The organism is Actinomyces sp. zg328 (assembly GCF_009829635.1).
Taxonomy (GTDB): Bacteria; Actinomycetota; Actinomycetes; order Actinomycetales; family Actinomycetaceae; genus Actinomyces; species Actinomyces marmotae.
In genome coordinates this window covers 25,235-43,509 of the sequence record NZ_VWPE01000006.1, presented here as the reverse complement: position 1 = coordinate 43,509, position 18,275 = coordinate 25,235, and the positions used below count along the sequence as shown (strand labels likewise).

General features: G+C 74.1%; 14 protein-coding genes. 5 read left to right on the top strand and 9 right to left on the bottom strand.

Translation table 11 applies throughout. The annotated features are described in order from the left end of the window. Positions 1–57: 57 nt before the first annotated feature. Entirely contained in the window at positions 58–2,862 is a 2,805-nt protein-coding gene (gene valS / locus GVV75_RS04695; RefSeq protein ID WP_159813719.1) for a valine--tRNA ligase, read from the bottom strand. 261 nt (positions 2,863–3,123) lie between these two features. On the opposite strand from valS, the gene arc reads away from it, so the two are divergent. From arc to GVV75_RS04675, 4 genes are read left to right on the top strand one after another with little or no spacing between them, the layout of a single operon-like run. Continuing rightward, the gene (gene arc / locus GVV75_RS04690) at positions 3,124–4,680 is read left to right on the top strand and encodes a proteasome ATPase (protein ID WP_159813717.1); all 1,557 of its coding nucleotides are present in this window, start codon (positions 3,124–3,126) and stop codon (positions 4,678–4,680) included. 32 nt (positions 4,681–4,712) lie between these two features. Then, positions 4,713–6,404: a proteasome accessory factor PafA2 family protein gene (locus GVV75_RS04685; RefSeq protein WP_159813715.1), complete on the top strand. Its 1,692-nt coding sequence runs from the start codon at positions 4,713–4,715 to the stop codon at positions 6,402–6,404. A gap of 25 nt (positions 6,405–6,429) precedes the next feature. Continuing rightward, complete coding sequence (locus GVV75_RS04680; protein ID WP_159718375.1) at positions 6,430–6,618, top strand: ubiquitin-like protein Pup; 189 nt, start codon at positions 6,430–6,432, stop codon at positions 6,616–6,618. Then, positions 6,615–8,090 carry a proteasome accessory factor PafA2 family protein gene (locus GVV75_RS04675; RefSeq protein ID WP_159813713.1) on the top strand — a complete coding sequence of 492 codons (1,476 nt, stop codon included), beginning with the start codon at positions 6,615–6,617 and terminating at the stop codon, positions 8,088–8,090. The genes GVV75_RS04680 and GVV75_RS04675 overlap by 4 nt, the downstream gene beginning before the upstream one ends. An 80-nt stretch (positions 8,091–8,170) precedes the next feature. On the opposite strand, the gene proC is transcribed toward GVV75_RS04675, so the two are convergent. After that, the gene (gene proC, locus GVV75_RS04670; protein WP_159813711.1) at positions 8,171–8,995 is read right to left on the bottom strand and encodes a pyrroline-5-carboxylate reductase; all 825 of its coding nucleotides are present in this window, start codon (positions 8,993–8,995) and stop codon (positions 8,171–8,173) included. Between the two features lie 126 nt (positions 8,996–9,121). On the opposite strand from proC, the gene GVV75_RS04665 reads away from it, so the two are divergent. Further along, the gene (locus GVV75_RS04665; protein ID WP_159813709.1) at positions 9,122–9,970 is read left to right on the top strand and encodes an SDR family oxidoreductase; all 849 of its coding nucleotides are present in this window, start codon (positions 9,122–9,124) and stop codon (positions 9,968–9,970) included. A gap of 250 nt (positions 9,971–10,220) precedes the next feature. Here GVV75_RS04665 and GVV75_RS04660 read toward each other — a convergent pair whose 3' ends face one another. The 7 genes from GVV75_RS04660 to GVV75_RS04630 are packed head-to-tail and all read right to left on the bottom strand — an operon-like array spanning position 10,221 to position 17,668. Beyond that, entirely contained in the window at positions 10,221–10,937 is a 717-nt protein-coding gene (locus tag GVV75_RS04660) for a sirohydrochlorin chelatase (protein ID WP_236266060.1), read from the bottom strand. Further along, on the bottom strand, positions 10,934–11,929 hold the full coding sequence (locus GVV75_RS04655) for a sulfite exporter TauE/SafE family protein (RefSeq protein WP_159813707.1): 996 nt from the start codon (positions 11,927–11,929) through the stop codon (positions 10,934–10,936). Before GVV75_RS04655 ends, GVV75_RS04660 begins: the two co-directional genes overlap by 4 nt. A gap of 38 nt (positions 11,930–11,967) precedes the next feature. Continuing rightward, positions 11,968–12,771 (bottom strand): uroporphyrinogen-III C-methyltransferase, encoded by an 804-nt coding sequence (cobA, locus tag GVV75_RS04650; protein WP_159813705.1) that lies wholly within the window; start codon positions 12,769–12,771, stop codon positions 11,968–11,970. Beyond that, on the bottom strand, positions 12,768–14,126 hold the full coding sequence (locus GVV75_RS04645) for a sulfate adenylyltransferase subunit 1 (protein ID WP_159524392.1): 1,359 nt from the start codon (positions 14,124–14,126) through the stop codon (positions 12,768–12,770). The genes cobA and GVV75_RS04645 overlap by 4 nt, the downstream gene beginning before the upstream one ends. A gap of 52 nt (positions 14,127–14,178) precedes the next feature. Next, positions 14,179–15,126 carry a sulfate adenylyltransferase subunit CysD gene (gene cysD, locus GVV75_RS04640; RefSeq protein WP_201288705.1) on the bottom strand — a complete coding sequence of 316 codons (948 nt, stop codon included), beginning with the start codon at positions 15,124–15,126 and terminating at the stop codon, positions 14,179–14,181. Beyond that, positions 15,123–15,953: a phosphoadenylyl-sulfate reductase gene (locus GVV75_RS04635; protein WP_159524394.1), complete on the bottom strand. Its 831-nt coding sequence runs from the start codon at positions 15,951–15,953 to the stop codon at positions 15,123–15,125. The genes cysD and GVV75_RS04635 overlap by 4 nt, the downstream gene beginning before the upstream one ends. Next, the gene (locus tag GVV75_RS04630) at positions 15,950–17,668 is read right to left on the bottom strand and encodes a nitrite/sulfite reductase (RefSeq protein WP_159813701.1); all 1,719 of its coding nucleotides are present in this window, start codon (positions 17,666–17,668) and stop codon (positions 15,950–15,952) included. Before GVV75_RS04630 ends, GVV75_RS04635 begins: the two co-directional genes overlap by 4 nt. Positions 17,669–18,275 lie beyond the last annotated feature (607 nt).

Sequence of the window (18,275 nt, the reverse complement as noted above, 5' to 3'; positions counted from 1 at the left end):
CCAGGGACGGGTGGGGCGCGGTGCCGGCGGGAGCGGGGATCCGTTGCGGCACAGTCCTCAGCCCTTCTTCGGCTTGGCCGGGGCCTCGCCGAGCTCGACGGCGGTGACGGTCACGGCCGGGGCCGGCTCGCCGTCGTCGCCCGCGGCCGGCTCGGCCACGGCCAGGGTCATCGGGCCCGTCACCTTCGCAGCCTCGAGGAGGTCGGAGCGAACCGCCTCCACGCTCGCCTCGGCCTCGGGGGCCACGGCCAGCGCCACCGACAGGATCGGCGTCTTCTGGCTCGTCTTGGCCTCCGACTTGACCTTGCGCAGCGCCGCCAGCGCCTGGCCGGCGCGGGCCACGAGGGCGGCGTCGACGCCGGCCGAGGCCTCGCGCAGGGGCGCGGCCTCGGGCCAGGAGGCGCGGTGGACGCTGCCGGTGCGGTACCAGCTCCACACCTCCTCCGCGGCGAAAGGCAGGAAGGGCGCGAAGAGGCGCACGAAGGTGTCCACGGCGATGGCCAGCGCCGTGCGGGCGCTCGTGACGGCGGCCGGGTCGTGGGAGCCGGTCAGGTCATTGGCACGGTCCTTGACGAGCTCGATGTAGTCGTCGCAGAAGGTCCAGAAGAAGGACTCCGCGGCCTCCAGGGCGCGGGCGTGCTCGAAGCCCTCGAAGGCGGTGGTCGCGGCATCCACCACGTCTGCCAGGGCCGCCAGGACCGCCCGGTCGATCGGCTCGGTGACGGCGGTGGCGTCCAGGCTTGGCGCGGGGGCGGCCGCGAGGGCCTCCTCATCGGCGTCCCAGGGCAGGCCCATGGACAGGGCGAACTTGGAGGCGTTGAGGAGCTTGATGGCCAGGCGGCGGCCGATCTTGATCTGCTGCTCCTCGAAGGCCGCGTCCAGGCCCAGGCGGGCCGAGGCCGCCCAGTAGCGCACGGCGTCGGCCCCGAACTTCTCCAACAGGCCCATGGGGGTCTCCGCGTTGCCCTTGGACTTGCTCATCTTCTTGTGGTCAGAGTCCAGGATCCACCCGGAGATGCCCGCGTGCCTCCAGGGCAGTGAGCCGAACTCCAGGTTCGCGCGCACCACGGAGGAGAACAGCCAGGTGCGGATGATGTCCTGGCCCTGGGGGCGCAGGTCCATGGGGTAGACGCGGTTGAAGAGGTCCTCGTCCGTCAGCCAGCCGGAGACCAACTGGGGGGACAGGGAGGAGGTCGCCCAGGTGTCCATGATGTCGAGCTCGGCGGTGAAGCCGCCCGGCTGGTCGCGCTGATCCTCGGTGTAGCCGGCCGGGACGTCCGAGGAGGGATCGATCGGCAGCTCGGCCTCGGCGGGGGTCAGGACGCGGGCGTGGTCCACCTCGCCGTCGTCGCCGATCGCGTACCAGACGGGGAAGGGCACGCCGAAGAAGCGCTGGCGGGAGATGAGCCAGTCGTTGTTGAGGCCCTTGACCCAGTTCTCATAGCGAACCCGCATGAAATCGGGGTGGAAGTCGAGGTCGGCACCGCGGGCGAGCAGATCAGCGCGCAGGTCGGCGCCCGTGGCCGGATTCGTCCACTCCTTCCCGCCGTTGCGCAGGTACCACTGGCGGGAGGTGACGATCTCCAGGGGCTTGTCGCCCTTCTCGAAGAAGTTCGTCTGGCGGGTGGTAGCGGTCGGCTCGCCGCGCATCTCGCCGCTGGCGGCCAGGGCGGCCACGACGGTCTCCCGCGCCGAGTAGGTGGTCTTGCCGGCCATGGCCGCGTAGGCCTCGCGGCCCGCCCCGGTGGTGATCCACTCGGGGGTCTCGGCCTCGATGCGCCCGTCCTTGCGCAGGATGGCGCGCAGCGGCAGGCCGAGGTCCCGCCACCACTCGATGTCGGTGGTGTCGCCGAAGGTGCAGCACATGGCGATGCCGGCGCCCTTGTCCCTCTCCGCCGCCGGGTGGGCCAGGACCGGGACCTCGACGCCGAAGACGGGGGAGGCCACCGTCTGGCCGAAGAGCGGCTGGTAGCGCTCGTCATCGGGGTGGGCGATGAGCGCCACGCAGGCCGCGAGCAACTCGGGGCGGGTGGTTTCGATGCACACGTCACGGGTCCCGGCCGGGCCGGTCTCGATGGGGGCGCCCGCCGCGGCCGCGCGCTCGGCGGCGTCGGCGTCGACGATGTGGAAGGCCAGGCGGTGGTAGAAGCCCGGGTACTCGCGGGACTCGAGTTCCGCCTGGGCGACGGCGGTCTGGAAGGTGACATCCCACAGGCCCGGGGCCGCCGCCTGGTAGGCCTCGCCGCGCTCCAGGTTGCGCAGGAAGGCGGCCTGGGCGACCTTGCGGGCGCGCTCGCCGATGGTCTGGTAGGTCTGCTTCCAGTCCACGCTCAGCCCGAGTTGGCGCCACAGGGCCTCGAACTGGGCCTCGTCGATGGTGGTCAGGCGCTCGCAGAGCTCGACGAAGTTGCGTCGCGAGATCGGCTTCTGATCCCTGGCCTTGATGGACTTGCCATCGCCGCCGGTGTGCGGGGGGGTGAAGTCGGGGTCGTAGGGCAGGGAGGGGTCGCAGCGCACGCCGTAGTAGTTCTGGACGCGGCGCTCGGTGGGCAGGCCATTGTCATCCCAGCCCATGGGGTAGAAGACGGCCTTGCCGCGCATCCGCTGGTAGCGGGCGAGGGTATCCGTGTGCGTGTAGGAGAAGACGTGCCCCACGTGCAGTGAGCCCGACGCCGTCGGAGGAGGGGTGTCGATAGAGAAGACCTCGGGGCGCTCGGCGGAGCGGTCGAAGGCGTAGGTGCCATCCTCCTCCCAGCGCTGCCCCCAGGTGGACTCCAGGCCGTCGGTGCTCACCTTGGCGGGCACGCGCGGGCTGCGGAGCTGCGAGGGGATGAAACGGGATGAGTTGCTGGGCTGCGACATGGCGCTGATTCTGTCACGGTGCTGCCGTAGCGCTCCAAGCGGGCGGGGCCACGCGCCTGTGAGGTGGGCTACCAGGCCGTGAGGGGCGGGGCGGGCCCCATCGGCCGGTCCCGGCCCCTCTCCTCGGCCCGAGGACCGGTCTCGCTCCTGTTTTCGACCGGTCTCGCTCTAATTTTCGACCGGTCTCGCGCGAGGGGGGAGGGGATTGGTACGATTGTGCCAGAACTGGCCGCGTGGATCCCCAATGACGAGGAGGCGGGCATGACCGAGGAATCCCTGGACGCGCGCATCGCGGGGCTGAGCGACGACGTCGCCACCCTGACCCGCAAGAACACCCTGCTCGCGAACGCCCTGCGCGCCGCCCGCACCGAGCTCGCCTCCCTCCACGACGACCTCCAGGCCCTCCAGGCCCCGCCGCTGGCCCACGCCACGGTCATCGCCGCCCACGCCACCGAGCGCACCGCGGACGTCGCCCTGGCCGGCCGGCGCCACCGCGTGGGCGTGGGGCCCGACGTCGTCGCCTCCTCCCTCGCCCCCGGCGCCCAGGTGCTCCTCAATGAGCACCTCGTCATCACCGCCACCGCGCCGGGTCCCCGGGGCGGGGAGGTCGTGAGCGTCAAGGAGGCCTACGACGACTCCACAGTCCTGGTCACCGCCCGCCACGACGAGGAGATGGTCCTCGCGCTCGCGGACGGGCTCTCCCACCGCGCCCCGCGCGCCGGGGACGTCCTCGTGGCCGACCTCGCGGCGCGCATGGCCCTGCGCCCCCTGACCCGCGCCGAGGTCGAGGACCTCCTCCTGGAGGAGGCCCCGGACGTCTCCTACGAGGACATCGGCGGGCTCGGCCCCCAGATCGAGCTCATCCGCGACGCCGTCGAGCTGCCCTTCCTCCACGCCGACCTCTACCGCGAGCACCGGCTCACCCCGCCGCGCGGCGTCCTCCTGTACGGGCCCCCCGGCTGCGGCAAGACTCTCATCGCCAAGGCGGTGGCCTGCTCGCTCGGCGCCAAGGGCAGGGGCGAGGCCTACTTCCTCAACATCAAGGGCCCCCAGCTCCTCGACAAGTACGTCGGCGAGACCGAGCGCCGCATCCGCGTCATCTTCGCCCGCGCCCGGGAGAGGGCCGCCACCGGCATCCCCGTCGTCGTCTTCTTCGACGAGATGGACTCCCTCTTCCGCACCCGCGGCTCCGGGCGCTCCTCCGACGTCGAGACCACCGTGGTGCCGCAGATGCTCGCCGAGCTCGATGGCGTCGACGAACTCGACAACGTCATCATCATCGGGGCCACTAACCGCGAGGACATGATCGACCCCGCCATCCTGCGGCCCGGCCGACTTGACGTCAAGATCCGCATCAACCGGCCCACGGCCGACGGCGCCGCCGAGATCCTGGCCACCTACCTCACCGAGGACCTCCCGCTGAGCGACGGCCTCATCGCCTCGGCGGGCGGGCGATCGGCCGCCATCCGGGCCCTCATCGACGACGTCGTCGCCCGCCTCTACTCCCACGCCCCCGGGAGCGAGATGGTCGAGCTCACCCACGCCGACGGCAGCGTGGAGGTGCTGCGCGCCGCCGACCTCGCCAGCGGCGCCATGCTCGCCAACATCGTCGACCGCGCCAAGAAGGCCGCCATCAAGGAGCTGGTGACCACCGGGCGGCGGGGCCTGACCGCCGAGCACCTGCGCGCCGCCCTGGCCGACGAGCTCGACGAGAGCAGGGGGCTCGTGGCCGCCACCCGCCCCGAGGACTGGGCCAGGGTCACCGGCCGGCGCGGCGTGCCCGTCACCGCCGCCCGGCCGCTGGGGGGAACGGAGTGAGCGGGCCTGGCCCGCGACCGGCCGACCGGGTGATGGGCATCGAGACCGAGTACGGGATCCTCGGGGCCGGCGCCGCGGAGGTCATCGACGCCTGCCTCGAGGCCGCCCGCCGTGACGGCCGCCCCGAGGGCGTGCGCTGGGACTACACCGCCGAGCAGCCCCTGCGCGACGCCCGCGGCTTCGAGATGCGCCGCGAGGACGCCCACCCCGCCATGCTCACCGACGAGGCCGGCGTCCCCGGGCCCGTCCCCGCGGCCCGGGCCCCGCGCACCAGCGCCGCCGCGCGCCTGACCGATCTGGAGGAGACCTGGCAGCGGGGCACCTCCACATGCCTGCCCGACGGCGGCCGCCTCTACGACGACCACGGCCACCCCGAGTACGCCACCCCCGAGTGCTCCACCCCCGCCCAGGCCGTCCTGCACGACCTGGCCGGCCAGGCCCTGCTCGCCGACGGCGCGGCGCTCCTGGCCTCGCGGGGGGTGCCCGTGCGCCTGTTTAAGAACAACATCGACGGCAAGGGCGCCTCCTACGGGACCCACGAGAACATCCTCGTCCCCCGGGCCGTGCCCTTCGAGGCGCTGGCCCAGGCCCTCATCCCCCTGCTCGTCGCGCGCCCCCTGCTCACCGGGGCGGGGCGCGCCGGCACCGGGGCGGTCACCAGTGGCGCCCGCCTCCAGGCCTCCCAGCGGGCCGACTACATCGAGACGGTTATCGGACTGCCCACCGTCATGAACCGGCCCCTGATCAACACCCGCGACGAGCCCCACGCCGACCCCGCCCGCTGGCGCCGCCTGCACCTCATCCCCGGCGACGCGAGCGCCTTCCCCACCATCACCTGGCTGGCGCTGGGCATCGCCGCCCTGGTGTGCCGCTGCGCGGAGGACCCCGCCCCCGGCGCCGCGCCCTGGAAGCGCCTGGCCCTGGCCGATCCGATCGCCGAGTTGCGCGCGGTCTCGCGCGACACGTCCCTCGCCCACCGCCTGGCCCTGGCCGACGGCGGGAGCGCCGACCCCCTCGACGTGCTGGAGGCCTACCTCGACGCCGTCGTCGCCCACCTCGACCGCGCCGGGGCGCCCCACCCGGCCCCCGACTCCGACCCACTGATCCCCGACCTCGCCGCGCTCGCGGACGGCCTGGACGCCGACGGCCGTGAGACCGGGGCGCTCCTGGCCTTCTGGCAGGCCTCGATCAACGAGCTCCGGCGCCTGCGCGCCGGGGAGCCCGGCGCCGCCGGACACCTGGAATGGGTGGCCAAGGGCGAGCTCCTGCGTGCCACGGCCCAGCGCCACCCGGGGGCGGCCGGCGAGCCCGTCCTCCACGCCGTCGACCTGGCCTGGGGCGAGGTCGGCACGGGCCTGGCGCGCAGGGTCCCGGCCGCGGCGGCGGCCTCCGGGGGCCTCGATGAGGCGCGCGTCCGCGCCGCTCTGGCCACCCCGCCGCCCACCACCCGGGCGTGGTTGCGCGGTCGCCTCCTGGCCCGCTTCCCCGGCGCCGTGCGCGCCGCCGGCTGGCAGGCGGTCGTGCTCGACGCCGGGGGCGAGCACGACGAGCGCCTGGCCCTCGACGAGCCCACGGCCTACGGCCTGGCCCAGGCCGAGCCCCTGCTGCGGGCCCCCGGGACCCCGAGGGACTTCCTGGAGGCCCTCGTGGGCGCCGGCCGCCTCGGCCCGCCCCAGGCCGCCGCCCTCACCAGGGCCGGCGCCCCGACCATTCCACGACCATGACGTCCCACGATTGAGGAGAGCAGCGATGAGCGAGTCCACCCAGCCCCAATCCACCTACCACGACGACCCCGCGCCGGACGACGCCCCTGAGCCCGGCGGCGCCGGCCCGGCGCGCGGCCAGGACCTCGGAAGCGTGCTGGACATGATCGACGACGTGCTCGCCGTCGGCGCCCAGGAGTTCGTCCAGGGCTTCGTCCAGAAGGGCGGGCAGTGAGCCGCGTCTTCGGCCTGGAGACCGAGTTCGGCCTGCTGCGCCTGGGCGCCGACGGCCGAGCGGAGGACCCCGCGCGCACCGCCGACGAGCTCATGCGCCACCGCCCACCGGGCTACCGCGGCACGAACCTGTTCCTGCCCAACGGCGGGCGCCTCTACCTCGATGTCGGCTCGCACCCCGAGTACGCCACCGCCGAGTGCGCCACAGTGCGCCAGCTCGTCGCCCAGGACGAGGCCGGCAGGGCCCTGATCGCATCCATGGCCGGGCTCGCCGCGCGCGCCGGGGGCTCCGGGGGTGTTGAGGGCGCTGGGGGCGGCGGCTCGGGGACGATCCATGTCCTGGCCAACAACAACGACTCCGCCGGCCACACCTACGGCTGCCACGAGAACTACTCCCTGCCCCGCCGCGTGAGCCCGGAGGCGATCCTGCCTGTGCTCTGCACCTTCCTGGCCACCCGGCCCGTCCTCGTGGGCTCGGGCGCCCCCGCGCCCGCCAGCGCCTCCGGGGACGGTCAGGAGCGCGAGGACGGTGAGGACTCGGCCTGGGCGCTGTCCCCCAGGGCGCCCCACCTGCGCGCCTTGGCCTCGGCCGACACCACCGGCGAGCGGGCCCTCGTCAACACCCGGGACGAGCCCCACGCCGACCCGGGCCGCCTGCGGCGCCTGCACATCACCTGCGCCGACACCACGATGTCCTCGACGACGACGGGCCTGCGCGCCGCCCTGACCATCCTGCTCCTCGACGCCCTTGAGGCGGGCGTCGACATGGGCGGCATCGTCCTGGCAGACCCGCTGGAGGCGCTGGCCTCACTGGGCTCGGGCCCCTGGGGGGACTGGGCCGCGCGGGCCCGTGACGGTCGGGCCCTCACTCCCGTGGACGTGCAGGAAGAGATCCTCGCGCGCCTGCTCGACCGCCTCGACGCCGTCGGCGCCCCGCCCGCGCTCGAGGGCGCGGAGCACCTCGTGCGCGACCTCGCCCCCCGGGTCATCGGCGCCCTGCGGGCGCGGGAGGCCGGCGCCATCGACACGGAGATCGACTGGGCGATCAAGCGGCGCGTCATGCGAGCCCACCGGCGGCGCCACCCCGATCTGCGCGGGCAGGAGCTCTCCGTGCTGCGGCGGCGGGTGGACCTGGCCTACCACGACCTCGACGCGAGCAGCGGCCTGACCCAGCGCCTGCACGCCCAGGGGCAGATGGCCGAGTTGTGCTCACCCCAGGAGATCGAGCAGGCGGTCACCCAGGCCCCACCGACGCGGGCCGCCCTGCGCGGCGCCTTTATCCAGGCCTGCCTCGATCGTGACGCCGACTTCTCCGTCACCTGGTCCAGCATCCGCCTGGACTCGCCTCCCTCGCCGGCCGTCGATCTGCTCGATCCCGCGGCGTCCAGCGACCCCGCCGCCGAGGCCCTCATCGGGAGAATTCGCGCCCTGCTCCCCGAGGAGATCCGGCGCATCCGGCCCCCGGGGCTCTGAGCGCCCGGGGCGCGGCCCGGGCGGCTTGCGCGGCCCGGGCGGCTTGCGCGGCCCACGCGGTCTGGGCGGCCTAGGCGGCCTCAGGCTCCCAGCTCGCGGTCCCTGGCGACCGTGGCCTCGAAGGCCCGCACGACGGCGTCGGAGAATCCCGCGCGCTCCATCGCCGTCAGCCCGGCGATTGTCGTGCCGCCGGGCGAGCAGATGGCGTCGATGAGATCCGCCGGGGTGCGGGGCGGCTCGGCGGCGCTGCCCGCCTGGGCTGCCAGCGCTGAGCCCAGCACGGCCTGGGTGACGATCTCGACCGCCGTGCTCTTGGGGATCCCGCCCAGCACGCCCGCCCGGGACAGCGCCTCGATGAGGGTCAGGACGAAGGCGGGGGAGGAGCCCGCCAGGCCCACGAAGGCGGAGAAGTCCTTGTCCTCCAGTTCCACGGTGCGCCCGACGGCGCCCATAAGCGCGCGCACGGGCGCCATGGCGGTCTCGTCGACACCCGGGCCCGCCGCCAGCGCCGTCATCGAGGCGCCCACCCCGGCGGCCATGTTCGGCATCGCCCGCACCACCCGGGCGCCGTCGGGCAGGAGCGCGGCCAGGCGCGACAGGGTGAGCCCCGCGGCGATGGACAGCACGAGCGGCGATCGCTCGGCCAGCACGGGGGCGATCCCCTCCACGACCCCGGGCAGCACCTGCGGCTTGACCGCCAGGACGAGGACGTCCTCCGCTCCCAGGCGCCGCGTGAGTGCCGCGGAGTCTGGCACGTGCCCAGCGCCCGTGTCCTCGGCCAGGGCCTTGGCCGAGCCATGGGCGCTTGTGACGAGGAGGGAGGCGGGGGTGATGCCCGCGCTGATCGCCCCCCGAACGATCGCGCCCGCCATGTTCCCCGCGCCGATGAAACCGTAGGTCGTCATCGCCCCAGGCTACCCTTCCGGCGGGTGAAGGCGCCCGGTGGCGGTCTCATCGGGCCCTGCCCGATCTCCTCCCATCTCAGATGATCCACATGGCGCAGGCCCTGCGGGGTGGTCCACAATGGCCGAATGAGCACCTCAGACCCAGTACGATCAGCGCCCGCCGGGCTCACCGCCGATCCCGCCATCGAGCCCAGGGCTGAATCCGCCCCCGAGTCCCCGGCTGAGTCCGTCCCCGTGCGCCGCGCGCTCGTCACCGGCGCCTCCACCGGGATCGGGGCCGCCACCGTTCGCCTCCTGCGCGCCCACGGATGGGAGGTCGTCGCCACCGCCCGGCGCGCTGAGCGGCTGGCTGCCCTGGCCGCCGAGACCGGCTGCGCCTGGGTCGCCGCCGATCTGCAGAAGCCGGAGGACATCGAGCGCCTGGCCTGTGAGGCCCAGGCGGCCGGCCCCATTGACGCCGTGGTCAACAACGCCGGCGGTGCGATCGGCGTCGACCCCGTGGCCGAGGGCAAGCCCGAGGAATGGCTGACCATGTACGAGCGCAACGTCCTGGGGGCGCTGCGCGTGAGCCAGGCCTTCCTGCCCGCGATGCGCCAGCGCGGCGGCGACCTCCTCTTCCTCACCTCCACGGCCGGCCAGGCCACCTACCCCGGCGGCGCGGGCTACGTGGCCGCCAAGCACGCCGAGCGGATCATCGCCAACACCCTGCGCCTCGAGCTCGTCGGCGAGCCCGTGCGAGTCATCGAGATCGCCCCGGGCCTGGTGGCCACCGAGGAGTTCTCCCTCAACCGCCTCCACGGTGACGCTGCCGCGGCCGCCCGCGTCTACGAGGGCGTCGCCGCCCCGCTCGTGGCCGACGATGTCGCCGAGTGCATCGTGTGGGCCCTGGAGCGCCCCGCCCACGTCAACATCGACTCCCTGACCGTGCGCCCCCGCGCCCAGGCGTCCAACACCGTGGTCGCGCGCGACAGCTGAGCGGCAACGCCCTCGCCCCGACGGGTGCGCATTGCACCGACGGGCGCGCATTGCACTGACGGGTGCGCATTGCACTGACAGGCGCGCCTCGCCCCGACGGGTGCGCATTGCGCCGACAGGTGCGGGCAGGACGCGCCTGTCGGTGAATGCGGCTCCTCTCGGGGCGGATGGCACCGGCCGATGGGCCGGGCCGCGCTCACTGCGACGCACAGCCCGGGCCGCGCTCACCGCGCCGCATAGCTCACAGAGCTCAGGCGGCGCGCAGGTAGCGCTCGACGACGACCTCGGCCAGGGCGGCATGATGGCCGATCGGCGGGGCGAGGACCTCGGCGCCGCTGGAGCGCAGGGCCGCGGAGAAGCGCCCCTCGGCCAGCAGGTAGGTGGCCACCGCGATCGACCGCGCCCCCTCGGCACGCCACGCCGCCACCGCCTCGCTCACGGTCGGCCCGCCCCCGGACAGGTAGGCGGCGCGCACCGGCAGCCCGACCCTCGACTCCAGCGCGCGGGCCGCCCTGCCCGCCTCCCGCACCGGCCCGGCCCGCCGCGATCCCGCCGCGGCCAGGACGATCCCATCCAGATCACCCCAGCGGGCGCCCTGCTCCGCTAGCTGTCCGGCGAGCCGGTCGATGACGGCGCCGATGAGCGCCGGGTGCGGCCCCAGATGCTCGGTGAGCCGGGCCGGGCCGTGCTCATCCACCATGGCCGGAAGGTCCTTCTCCACGTGGTACCCCGAGCCGAGGAAGACCGGCACCACCACCGGATCCGCCCCGCCCTGAAGGGCCTTGAGCGCGCTGGGCGACTGGAATTCGACGTACCCGTGGTCCACCTCCACCCCGGGCAACCGCGCCGCGACATCGCGGGCGATCGGCTCCAGGAGGGGGACGGAGCCGGGCATGCGCGTCCCATGGGCCAGGAGCACGAGGCGGCGAGCCCGCCCGGCACCGCCCCGGTCGACGGCCGCGCTCACAGCCCTGCCCCCGCGCTCACGCCCGCGGCTCCCGCGACTCCCGCGGCTCCCGCGGCTCCAGTGGGCACCGGCTCACGGAGCGCGGGTTGCCGCAGGGCCCGCTCGCGCGGGTGCGAAGCGGCGGTGAGCCGGAGCGAGCGCCGAGCCCGTCGCGCGCTGATGGCCACCAGCACCGCGAGGATCGGCGCCAGCGCGGCGATGAGCCCGCCGACGAGCGCCGTAGGCGCCCCGGCCGCATGGAGGAGAGTCATGAGGTTCGTGCACACGATCAGAGCGCCGACGCCGCTGCCCAGCACCTGCCCGGGCAGGCGGGAGACCACCCACGCGGCCAGCGGAGCGGCCAGCGCGCCCCCGGCGAGCACCGCCAGGACCACGCCGATCTCGATCCCGGCCGTCCCCAGCCCCGCCAGGAACCCCGCCGAGGCGGCCACGCTCACGAGGAACTCCGCGGTATCGACGCTGCCGACCACCGTGCGCGGGGCGGTGCGCCCCCGACTGAGCAGCGTCGTCGTCGTCACCGGGCCCCAGCCGCCCCCGCCGGTGGCGTCGATGAATCCCCCCAGGAGCGCCAGCGGCGTCAGGAACAGCGTCGAGTGGGGGCTCCTGCGGGCCGTGGAGGCCGCGGGCGGGCGGATGGTGAAGCGCGCCAGCACGTAGAGCCCGAGCGCCAGAAGGATCGTGGAGCTGATCGGCGTCGCCGCCCGAGTGGACAGGTGGGACAGCACGGTGGCGCCGAGGAACGCCCCCACCGCGCCGGGGCCCGCCAGTCGGGCGGTGAGCCGCCAGTCCGTGTTGCCCAGCCGGTGGTGGGAGGCCCCCGAGATGATGGTCGTGCCGATCTCGGCCAGGTGGACCGAGGCGCTGGCCAGGGCGGGGCTGAGCCCGGCCAGCAGCAGGAGGGACGAGCTCGTGACGCCGTAGCCCATGCCGAGGGCGCCGTCGACGAGCTGGGCGATGAGCCCGGCCAGGGAGAGGATGAGGAGTTTGCGCATGAGGGCCTCCGTGGTCTCCGATGTGGGATGGGGTGGGGTCAGGATCCGGTGATGACCCGGTGCTCCCAGAGGGGGCTGAGGGTGACGACGTCGCCGAGCACGATGACCGCCGGCGCGGCCACGCCGACCGAGGCGGCGACCTCGGTCAGGCATCGCAGGATCGTCGTCGTCACCCGCTGATCGGGGCGCAGGCCGCTCTCGACGACGGCCGCCGGGGTGAGGGGATCGGCGCCGCGGCCCAGCAGGATCGACACTGAGCGGGCCAGATGAGTCACGCCCATGAGCAGCACGAGCGTGTGGTCCCGGCGCGCGGGCACGGTGGAGATCAGGTCCTCGTGGGCGCTGACCACGGAGAACCCGCGGGCCAGGCCCCGGTGGGTGACGGGGATGCCCGCGGCCGCCGGCACGGCCACGGCCGAGGTGACGCCCGGGACGACCTCCACGTCGATGCCGGCCTCCCGGCAGGCCTGGACCTCCTCGCCGCCCCGCCCGAGGACGAAGGGGTCCCCGCCCTTGAGGCGCACGACCCGGGCCCCGCCCCGGGCGCGCTCGACGAGCAGGGCGTCGATGCCGTCCTGGGGGACCAGGTGGTGCCCCGGCCGCTTGGAGACGTCGATGACCTCAGCGCCCGGCGGGCAATGCTCCAGGAGCTCGTGGGGCGCGAGGCGGTCGATGACGACGACGTCGGCCCGGCGCAGCAGATCCAGCCCCCGCACGGTGATGAGCGAGGCCTCCCCGGGGCCGGCGCCCACGAGGGCGACCGAGCCCCGGGCGCGGGGCTCCCCGGGGGCCGTGGGGGAACCGGGCCCCGGGGGCGCGGTCGCCGCGCGCCGCCCGCTCATGAGCGCTCCCCGGACGGCGCGGGCGGGGTCTCATCGCCGCCGTGCGCCATGCCCGCCGCGAGGGTCCAGCCGTCATGCGCGTCGATGACGAGGAAGGCTCCGTCGGCGCGGGAGCGCTCGTAGGGGGCGACGGGGATGGCCTCGGACAGGCGCAGGCGCACCCGTCCGATGTCGTTGAGGGCCAGGCCGTCTGCCTCCACGAGCGCCAGGTCGCCCAGGTCCAGGCGCCCGGCGATATCCGTGACCACCGCCTGGACGGTTCTCGTGCCGTGCTTGACCAGGACCCGGTCGCCCTGGCGCAATGGCCGGTCGGACAGCCACGCCAGGCTCGCCTCGACATCGCGGCTGGGCCGGGGCGCCCCCTCGGGCGCGGCGAGCAGGTCCCCGCGCGAGATGTCGATGTCGTCGGCCAGCTCGACGGTGATCGACTGGCCGGTGACGGCGCGCTCCAGGGGGCGATCCCCCAGGTGGATCCCCGTGATGCTGCTGGCGCGCCCCGAGGGCAGGACGAGGACCTCGTCGCCGATCGCCACGGATCCCGCCGCCACCTGGCCGGCGTAGCCGCGGAAGTCCTCCAGCCCCGGCGGGGCGGCGCTCTGGGGGCGGATGACGGACTGCACGGGCAGGCGGAAGGGCTGGCCCGCTTCCGGCGGGTCGACGCTGATGGTCTCGAGGAGCTCCAGCAGCGCCGGGCCGGTGTAGAACGGGGTGCGCTCGGAGCGGGTCACGATGTTGTCCCCCTCCAGGGCGGAGGTCGGCAGGGCGCGCGCGTCGGGCAGCCCCAAGCCCCGCGCGACGGCCTGGATGTCGTCGGCCACCCGGGCGTAGACCTCGGCGGAGTAGCCGACGAGGTCGATCTTGTTGACGGCGACGACGACGTGCGGCACCCGCAGCAGCGCCGCTACCGCCAGGTGGCGCCGGGTCTGCTCGACGACGCCGTGACGGGCGTCGACCAGCAGGATGATGAGGTCAGCCGTCGAGGCCCCCGTGACGGTGTTGCGGGTGTACTGCACGTGCCCGGGGCAATCGGCCAGGATGAACGAGCGCCGGGGGGTGGCGAAGTAGCGGTAGGCGACGTCGATCGTGATGCCCTGCTCGCGCTCGGCGCGCAGGCCGTCGGTGAGCAGGGCGAGGTCCGTGCGGGTCATGCCCCGGTCGAGGCTGACCCGCTCGACGGCGGCGAGCTGGTCGCGCAGCACGGACTTGGAGTCGAACAGGAGGCGGCCCACGAGCGTGGACTTGCCGTCGTCGACGCTGCCGGCCGTGGCCAGGCGCAGCAGGCCCGTGGGCCGGGCTTCGGCGGGCGCGCCGGCCCCGGTGCTCGGGGAGGTGGGAGGGGAAGCGGTCGGGGTCATCATGCGTCCTCGGATTCGTCGGTGGGGTGGGGGAGGCGGGATGGGCGGCGGCTCAGAAGTAGCCCTCCTTCTTGCGGTCTTCCATCGCCGCCTCCGTCAGGCGGTCGTCGGCGCGCGTGGCGCCGCGCTCGGTGAGGGTGGAGGCGGCCACCTCGACGGTGATCTCGTGGTTGGTGGCGGCTCCCGACTCCACGGCGCCGGTGCAGGACATGTCCCCGACGGTGCGGTAGCGCACGGTGCGGATCTCGGTCTCCTCACCCTGGCGGGGCCGGGTCACCGGGGTGACGGCGAGCCACATGCCGTCGCGGCGGAAGACCTCGCGCTCGTGGGCGTAGTACAGGCTCGGCAGGGCGATGCCCTCGCGCTCGATGTAGCGCCACACGTCCAGCTCGGTCCAGTTGGACAGGGGGAAGACCCGCACGTGCTCGCCCGGGGCGTGCCGGGGATTGAACAGCGTCCACAGCTCGGGGCGCTGGTTGCGCGGATCCCACTGCCCGAACTCGTCGCGCAGGGAGAACACTCGCTCCTTGGCCCGAGCCTTCTCCTCGTCGCGCCGGCCCCCGCCGAAGACGCCGTCGAAGCCGCCCGCGGCGATCGCGTCGAGCAGGGGGCGGGTCTGCAAGGGGTTGCGGGTGCCGTCGGGGCGCTCCCGCAGGCGGCCGTCGTCGATGTAGTCCTGGACGGAGGCGACCACGAGCCGCATGCCAGCGGCCTGAGCGGTGGCGTCGCGGTAGGCCAGGACCTCGGGGAAGTTGTGCCCGGTGTCCACGTGGAGAAGGGGGAAGGGCACGGGCGCCGGCCAGAAGGCCTTGCGCGCCAGGTGGAGCATCACCACCGAATCCTTGCCGCCGCTGAACAGCAGGACGGGTCGGGCGCACTCGGCGGCCGTCTCGCGGATGATGAGGATCGCCTCAGCCTCCAGCGCGTCGAGCTCGTCGAGGGCGGGGCGGGCGGCGGTGGTCGAGAGGGCGGTGACGTGGGTGGTCGGGGTGGTGCTCATAGGTGGATCCCGCATTCGGTCTTGGTGAATCCGGCCCAGCGGCCGGAACGTGGGTCTTCTCCCGGGGCGACGCGCGCCGTGCAGGGCTCGCAGCCGATCGAGGGGTAGCCGTCGGCCAGCAGCGGGTTGACGATGACGCCGTGCTCGGAGGCGTAGGTGAGCAGCTCGTCGAAGCTCCAGGCGGCCAGCGGGTTGATCTTGACGATCCGGTGCGTCTCGTCGAAGCCCACGAGCGGGGTGGAGACGCGGGTGACGGCGTCCTCGCGGCGCACGCCGGTGGCCCAGGCCTCGTAGCCGGACAGGGCCCTGGCTAGCGGCGCCACCTTGCGCAGGGCGCAGCAGCGCGAGGGATCCCGGGAGTGGAGGGCCTCCCCGTAGCGCTCGTCCTGCTCGGCGATCGTCAACTCGGACAGGACATCGATGACGGTGACGTCCATGGTCTCGGCAACCGCGTCGCGGGTCCCCTCGGTCTCGGCGAAGTGGTAGCCCGTCTGGAGGAAGAGCACGTCGACGCCGGGCATCTGGGCGGCGATGACATGCGGCAGCACCGCGTCGGCCATCGAGCAGGCGACGGCGAGGCTGCCGGGGAACGCCCTCGCGGCCCAGGCGACGACCTCCTCGGCGGGGGCGTCGTCGCCCAGCTCGGCGGCGCCCGCGGCCGCCAGGGCGCGCAACTCGTCTTCGCCGCGCCTGGGGGAGTGGGGTGAGCGGGCGGCGTTGGCGCCCCGGGCGGTCAGCCGGCCGAAGCGGCCCACGGGGGTGCCGGCCGCGCTGGCCGCGCCGGCGGCGCTTGCCGTGCTGATCGTGCTGGTCGGTGCGGTGGTCATGCGAGTCTCTCCTCATCCGCGCGCTGCGCCCATTGGGCGAAGCTCTCCTCGGGGTGGCGGTCGGCCAGGTAGGCCCGCACGACCCTCTCGATGTAGTCGGGCAGGCCATCAGCGGAGACCTTGAGGCTGCGCACCGTGCGCCCCAACTCGGCCTCCTCATGGCCGGGGGCGGCCAGCCCCCCGCCCAGGTGGACCTGGAATCCCGGGACCCTTTCGCCGTCGACGGTGATGATCTGGCCCTTGAGGCCGATATCCGCCGTCTGAATGCGCACGCAGGAGTTCGGGCAGCCGTTGACGTGCACGGTCAGGGGGCGCTCGAGGTCGGCGTCGGCCAGGCGCTCATCGAGCTCGGCGGACACGCGCGCGCCCAGGGCCTTGGTCTCCACGATCGCTAGCTTGCAGAACTCGATGCCGGTGCAGGCCAGCGTCCCACGGGTGAAGGGGCCGGGATCGGGGTCGATGCCGAGCGCCGCCAGGCCCTGGCGCGCCTCCTCAAGCCGCTCGGCGGGGATGTCGAGCAGGAGGAGGTTTTGCAGGGGAGTGGTGCGCGCGCGGTTGGAGCCCACGCGCTCGGCGAGGTCGGCCAGGCCCAGCATGATGTCGCCGGACAGGCGCCCCACCGGGGGCTTGCCGCCGATCCAGTAGCGGCCATCGGCCTGGCGGTGCGCGCCGAGGTGGTCCCTGGAGCCGCGCGGCGGGCCCGGGGCCGGGCCGTCGGCCAGGGCATGGCCGAGGTAGTCCTTCTCCAGGACCTCCCGGAACCGCTCCGGCCCCCACTCCGCCATGAGGAACTTCAGCCGTGCCTTGTTGCGCAGGCGCCGGTAGCCGTAGTCGCGGAAGATGCGGACGACTCCCCACCACACCTCGGGCACCTGGTCGGGCCGGACGAAGGCGCCCAGGCGCTTGCCGAGGAAGGGCGCGGTGGACAGGGCCCCCGCGATCCACAGGTCGTACCCGGGGCCGAGCTCGGGGTGCTCGACGCCGACGAAGGAGATGTCGTTGATCTCGTGGAGCACGTCCAGGCTCGGCGAGCCGGTGAACGCCGTCTTGAACTTGCGCGGCAGGTTCGTGATCTCGGGATTGCCCAGGTAGGTGTCGCGCAGGTGGCGCGCCGCCTCGGAGGGGTCGATGATCTCCTCGGGGTCGATCCCGGCCACGGGGGAGACGAGGAAGCCGCGGGGCGTGTCCCCGCAGGCCTCGATGGTGGTCAGCCCCACATCCTCCAGACGGCGCCACATCTCGGGGACGTCCTCGATCCGGATCCAGTGGAGCTGGAGGTTCTGCCTGTCGGTGATGTCGAGGGTGCCGCGGGCGAACTCGTTCGAGATCCCGCCGATGACGCGCATCTGCTCCACCGACAGCGAGGCGCCGTCCATGCGGATGCGCTGCATGAAGTAGCGGTCGGAGAGCTCGGAGGCGCTCAACTGGGCGGTCCGGCCGCCGTCGATCCCCTGCTTGCGCTGCGTGTAGAGCGCCCACCAGCGGAAGCGGTTGTGGAGGTCGTCGTCGGGGATCGCGTCGTAGCCGGCGGACGCGTAGGTGTCGAGGATGCGCTGGCGCGCCCCGAGCGGGTCGCCGTCCTGCTTGAAGGCCTCATTGGGGTTCAGGGGCGCGCGGCCGTCCACCAGCCACTGCCCGTTGGACCTCCCCGAGCGGGGAGGTCGCAGGTCGCGGCCCTTCGCGGGGCCCGCCGCGCTGCTCGTCGTGGTGCTCATGTCTCCTCCAGGTCGGCTCGCCGGGCGTCTGGAGGGGGAGTCGGGTTGACAGGCTCCCCACGGTGCCGTTCCCCCGCTGGCGGAGAATCTGAGGTCGGCTCCGGACGCCTCGTCGCGCCGGAATCCGATGATCAATCAGATGATCGCGGTGTCAACCGCTGCGGTCAGGCGCTCGTCAAGCCTGACAACACATGACCCAGCCGTGCCCACGCGGCGCCAGCGCCGGGCGTGCCCAGCGGGTTGTGACGCGGCGTGCTGTGGTCATGCGCCGGACTATAGGGGCCGGGCCGCGCCGATGCGAGGGGGTGCTTGCATGGTGAGACCGGCCTCCCGGCGGGGCTCGCGGGGTCCCGGGACGCGGGGCCGGGTGGGACGGGCGCCGCCGCGCGCCCTCCCGGGCGGGAGGAGGGCCGCGGGTGTGTCGAGGACGACGCCGCCCGCGCGCCCTCCCGGCTGGCCGCTCCCAGCGCCGCTGGCTACACTCCTGCGCTAACAGGCAGTGACCCGGCCGATCCGCCCGCGCGGCGATCGGGCATCACCGGTGAGCCTCCGGCAGAACAGCGCCGGGCCCCACGGCCCCGGCCGCCCAGTAGACCCGGACGGGACA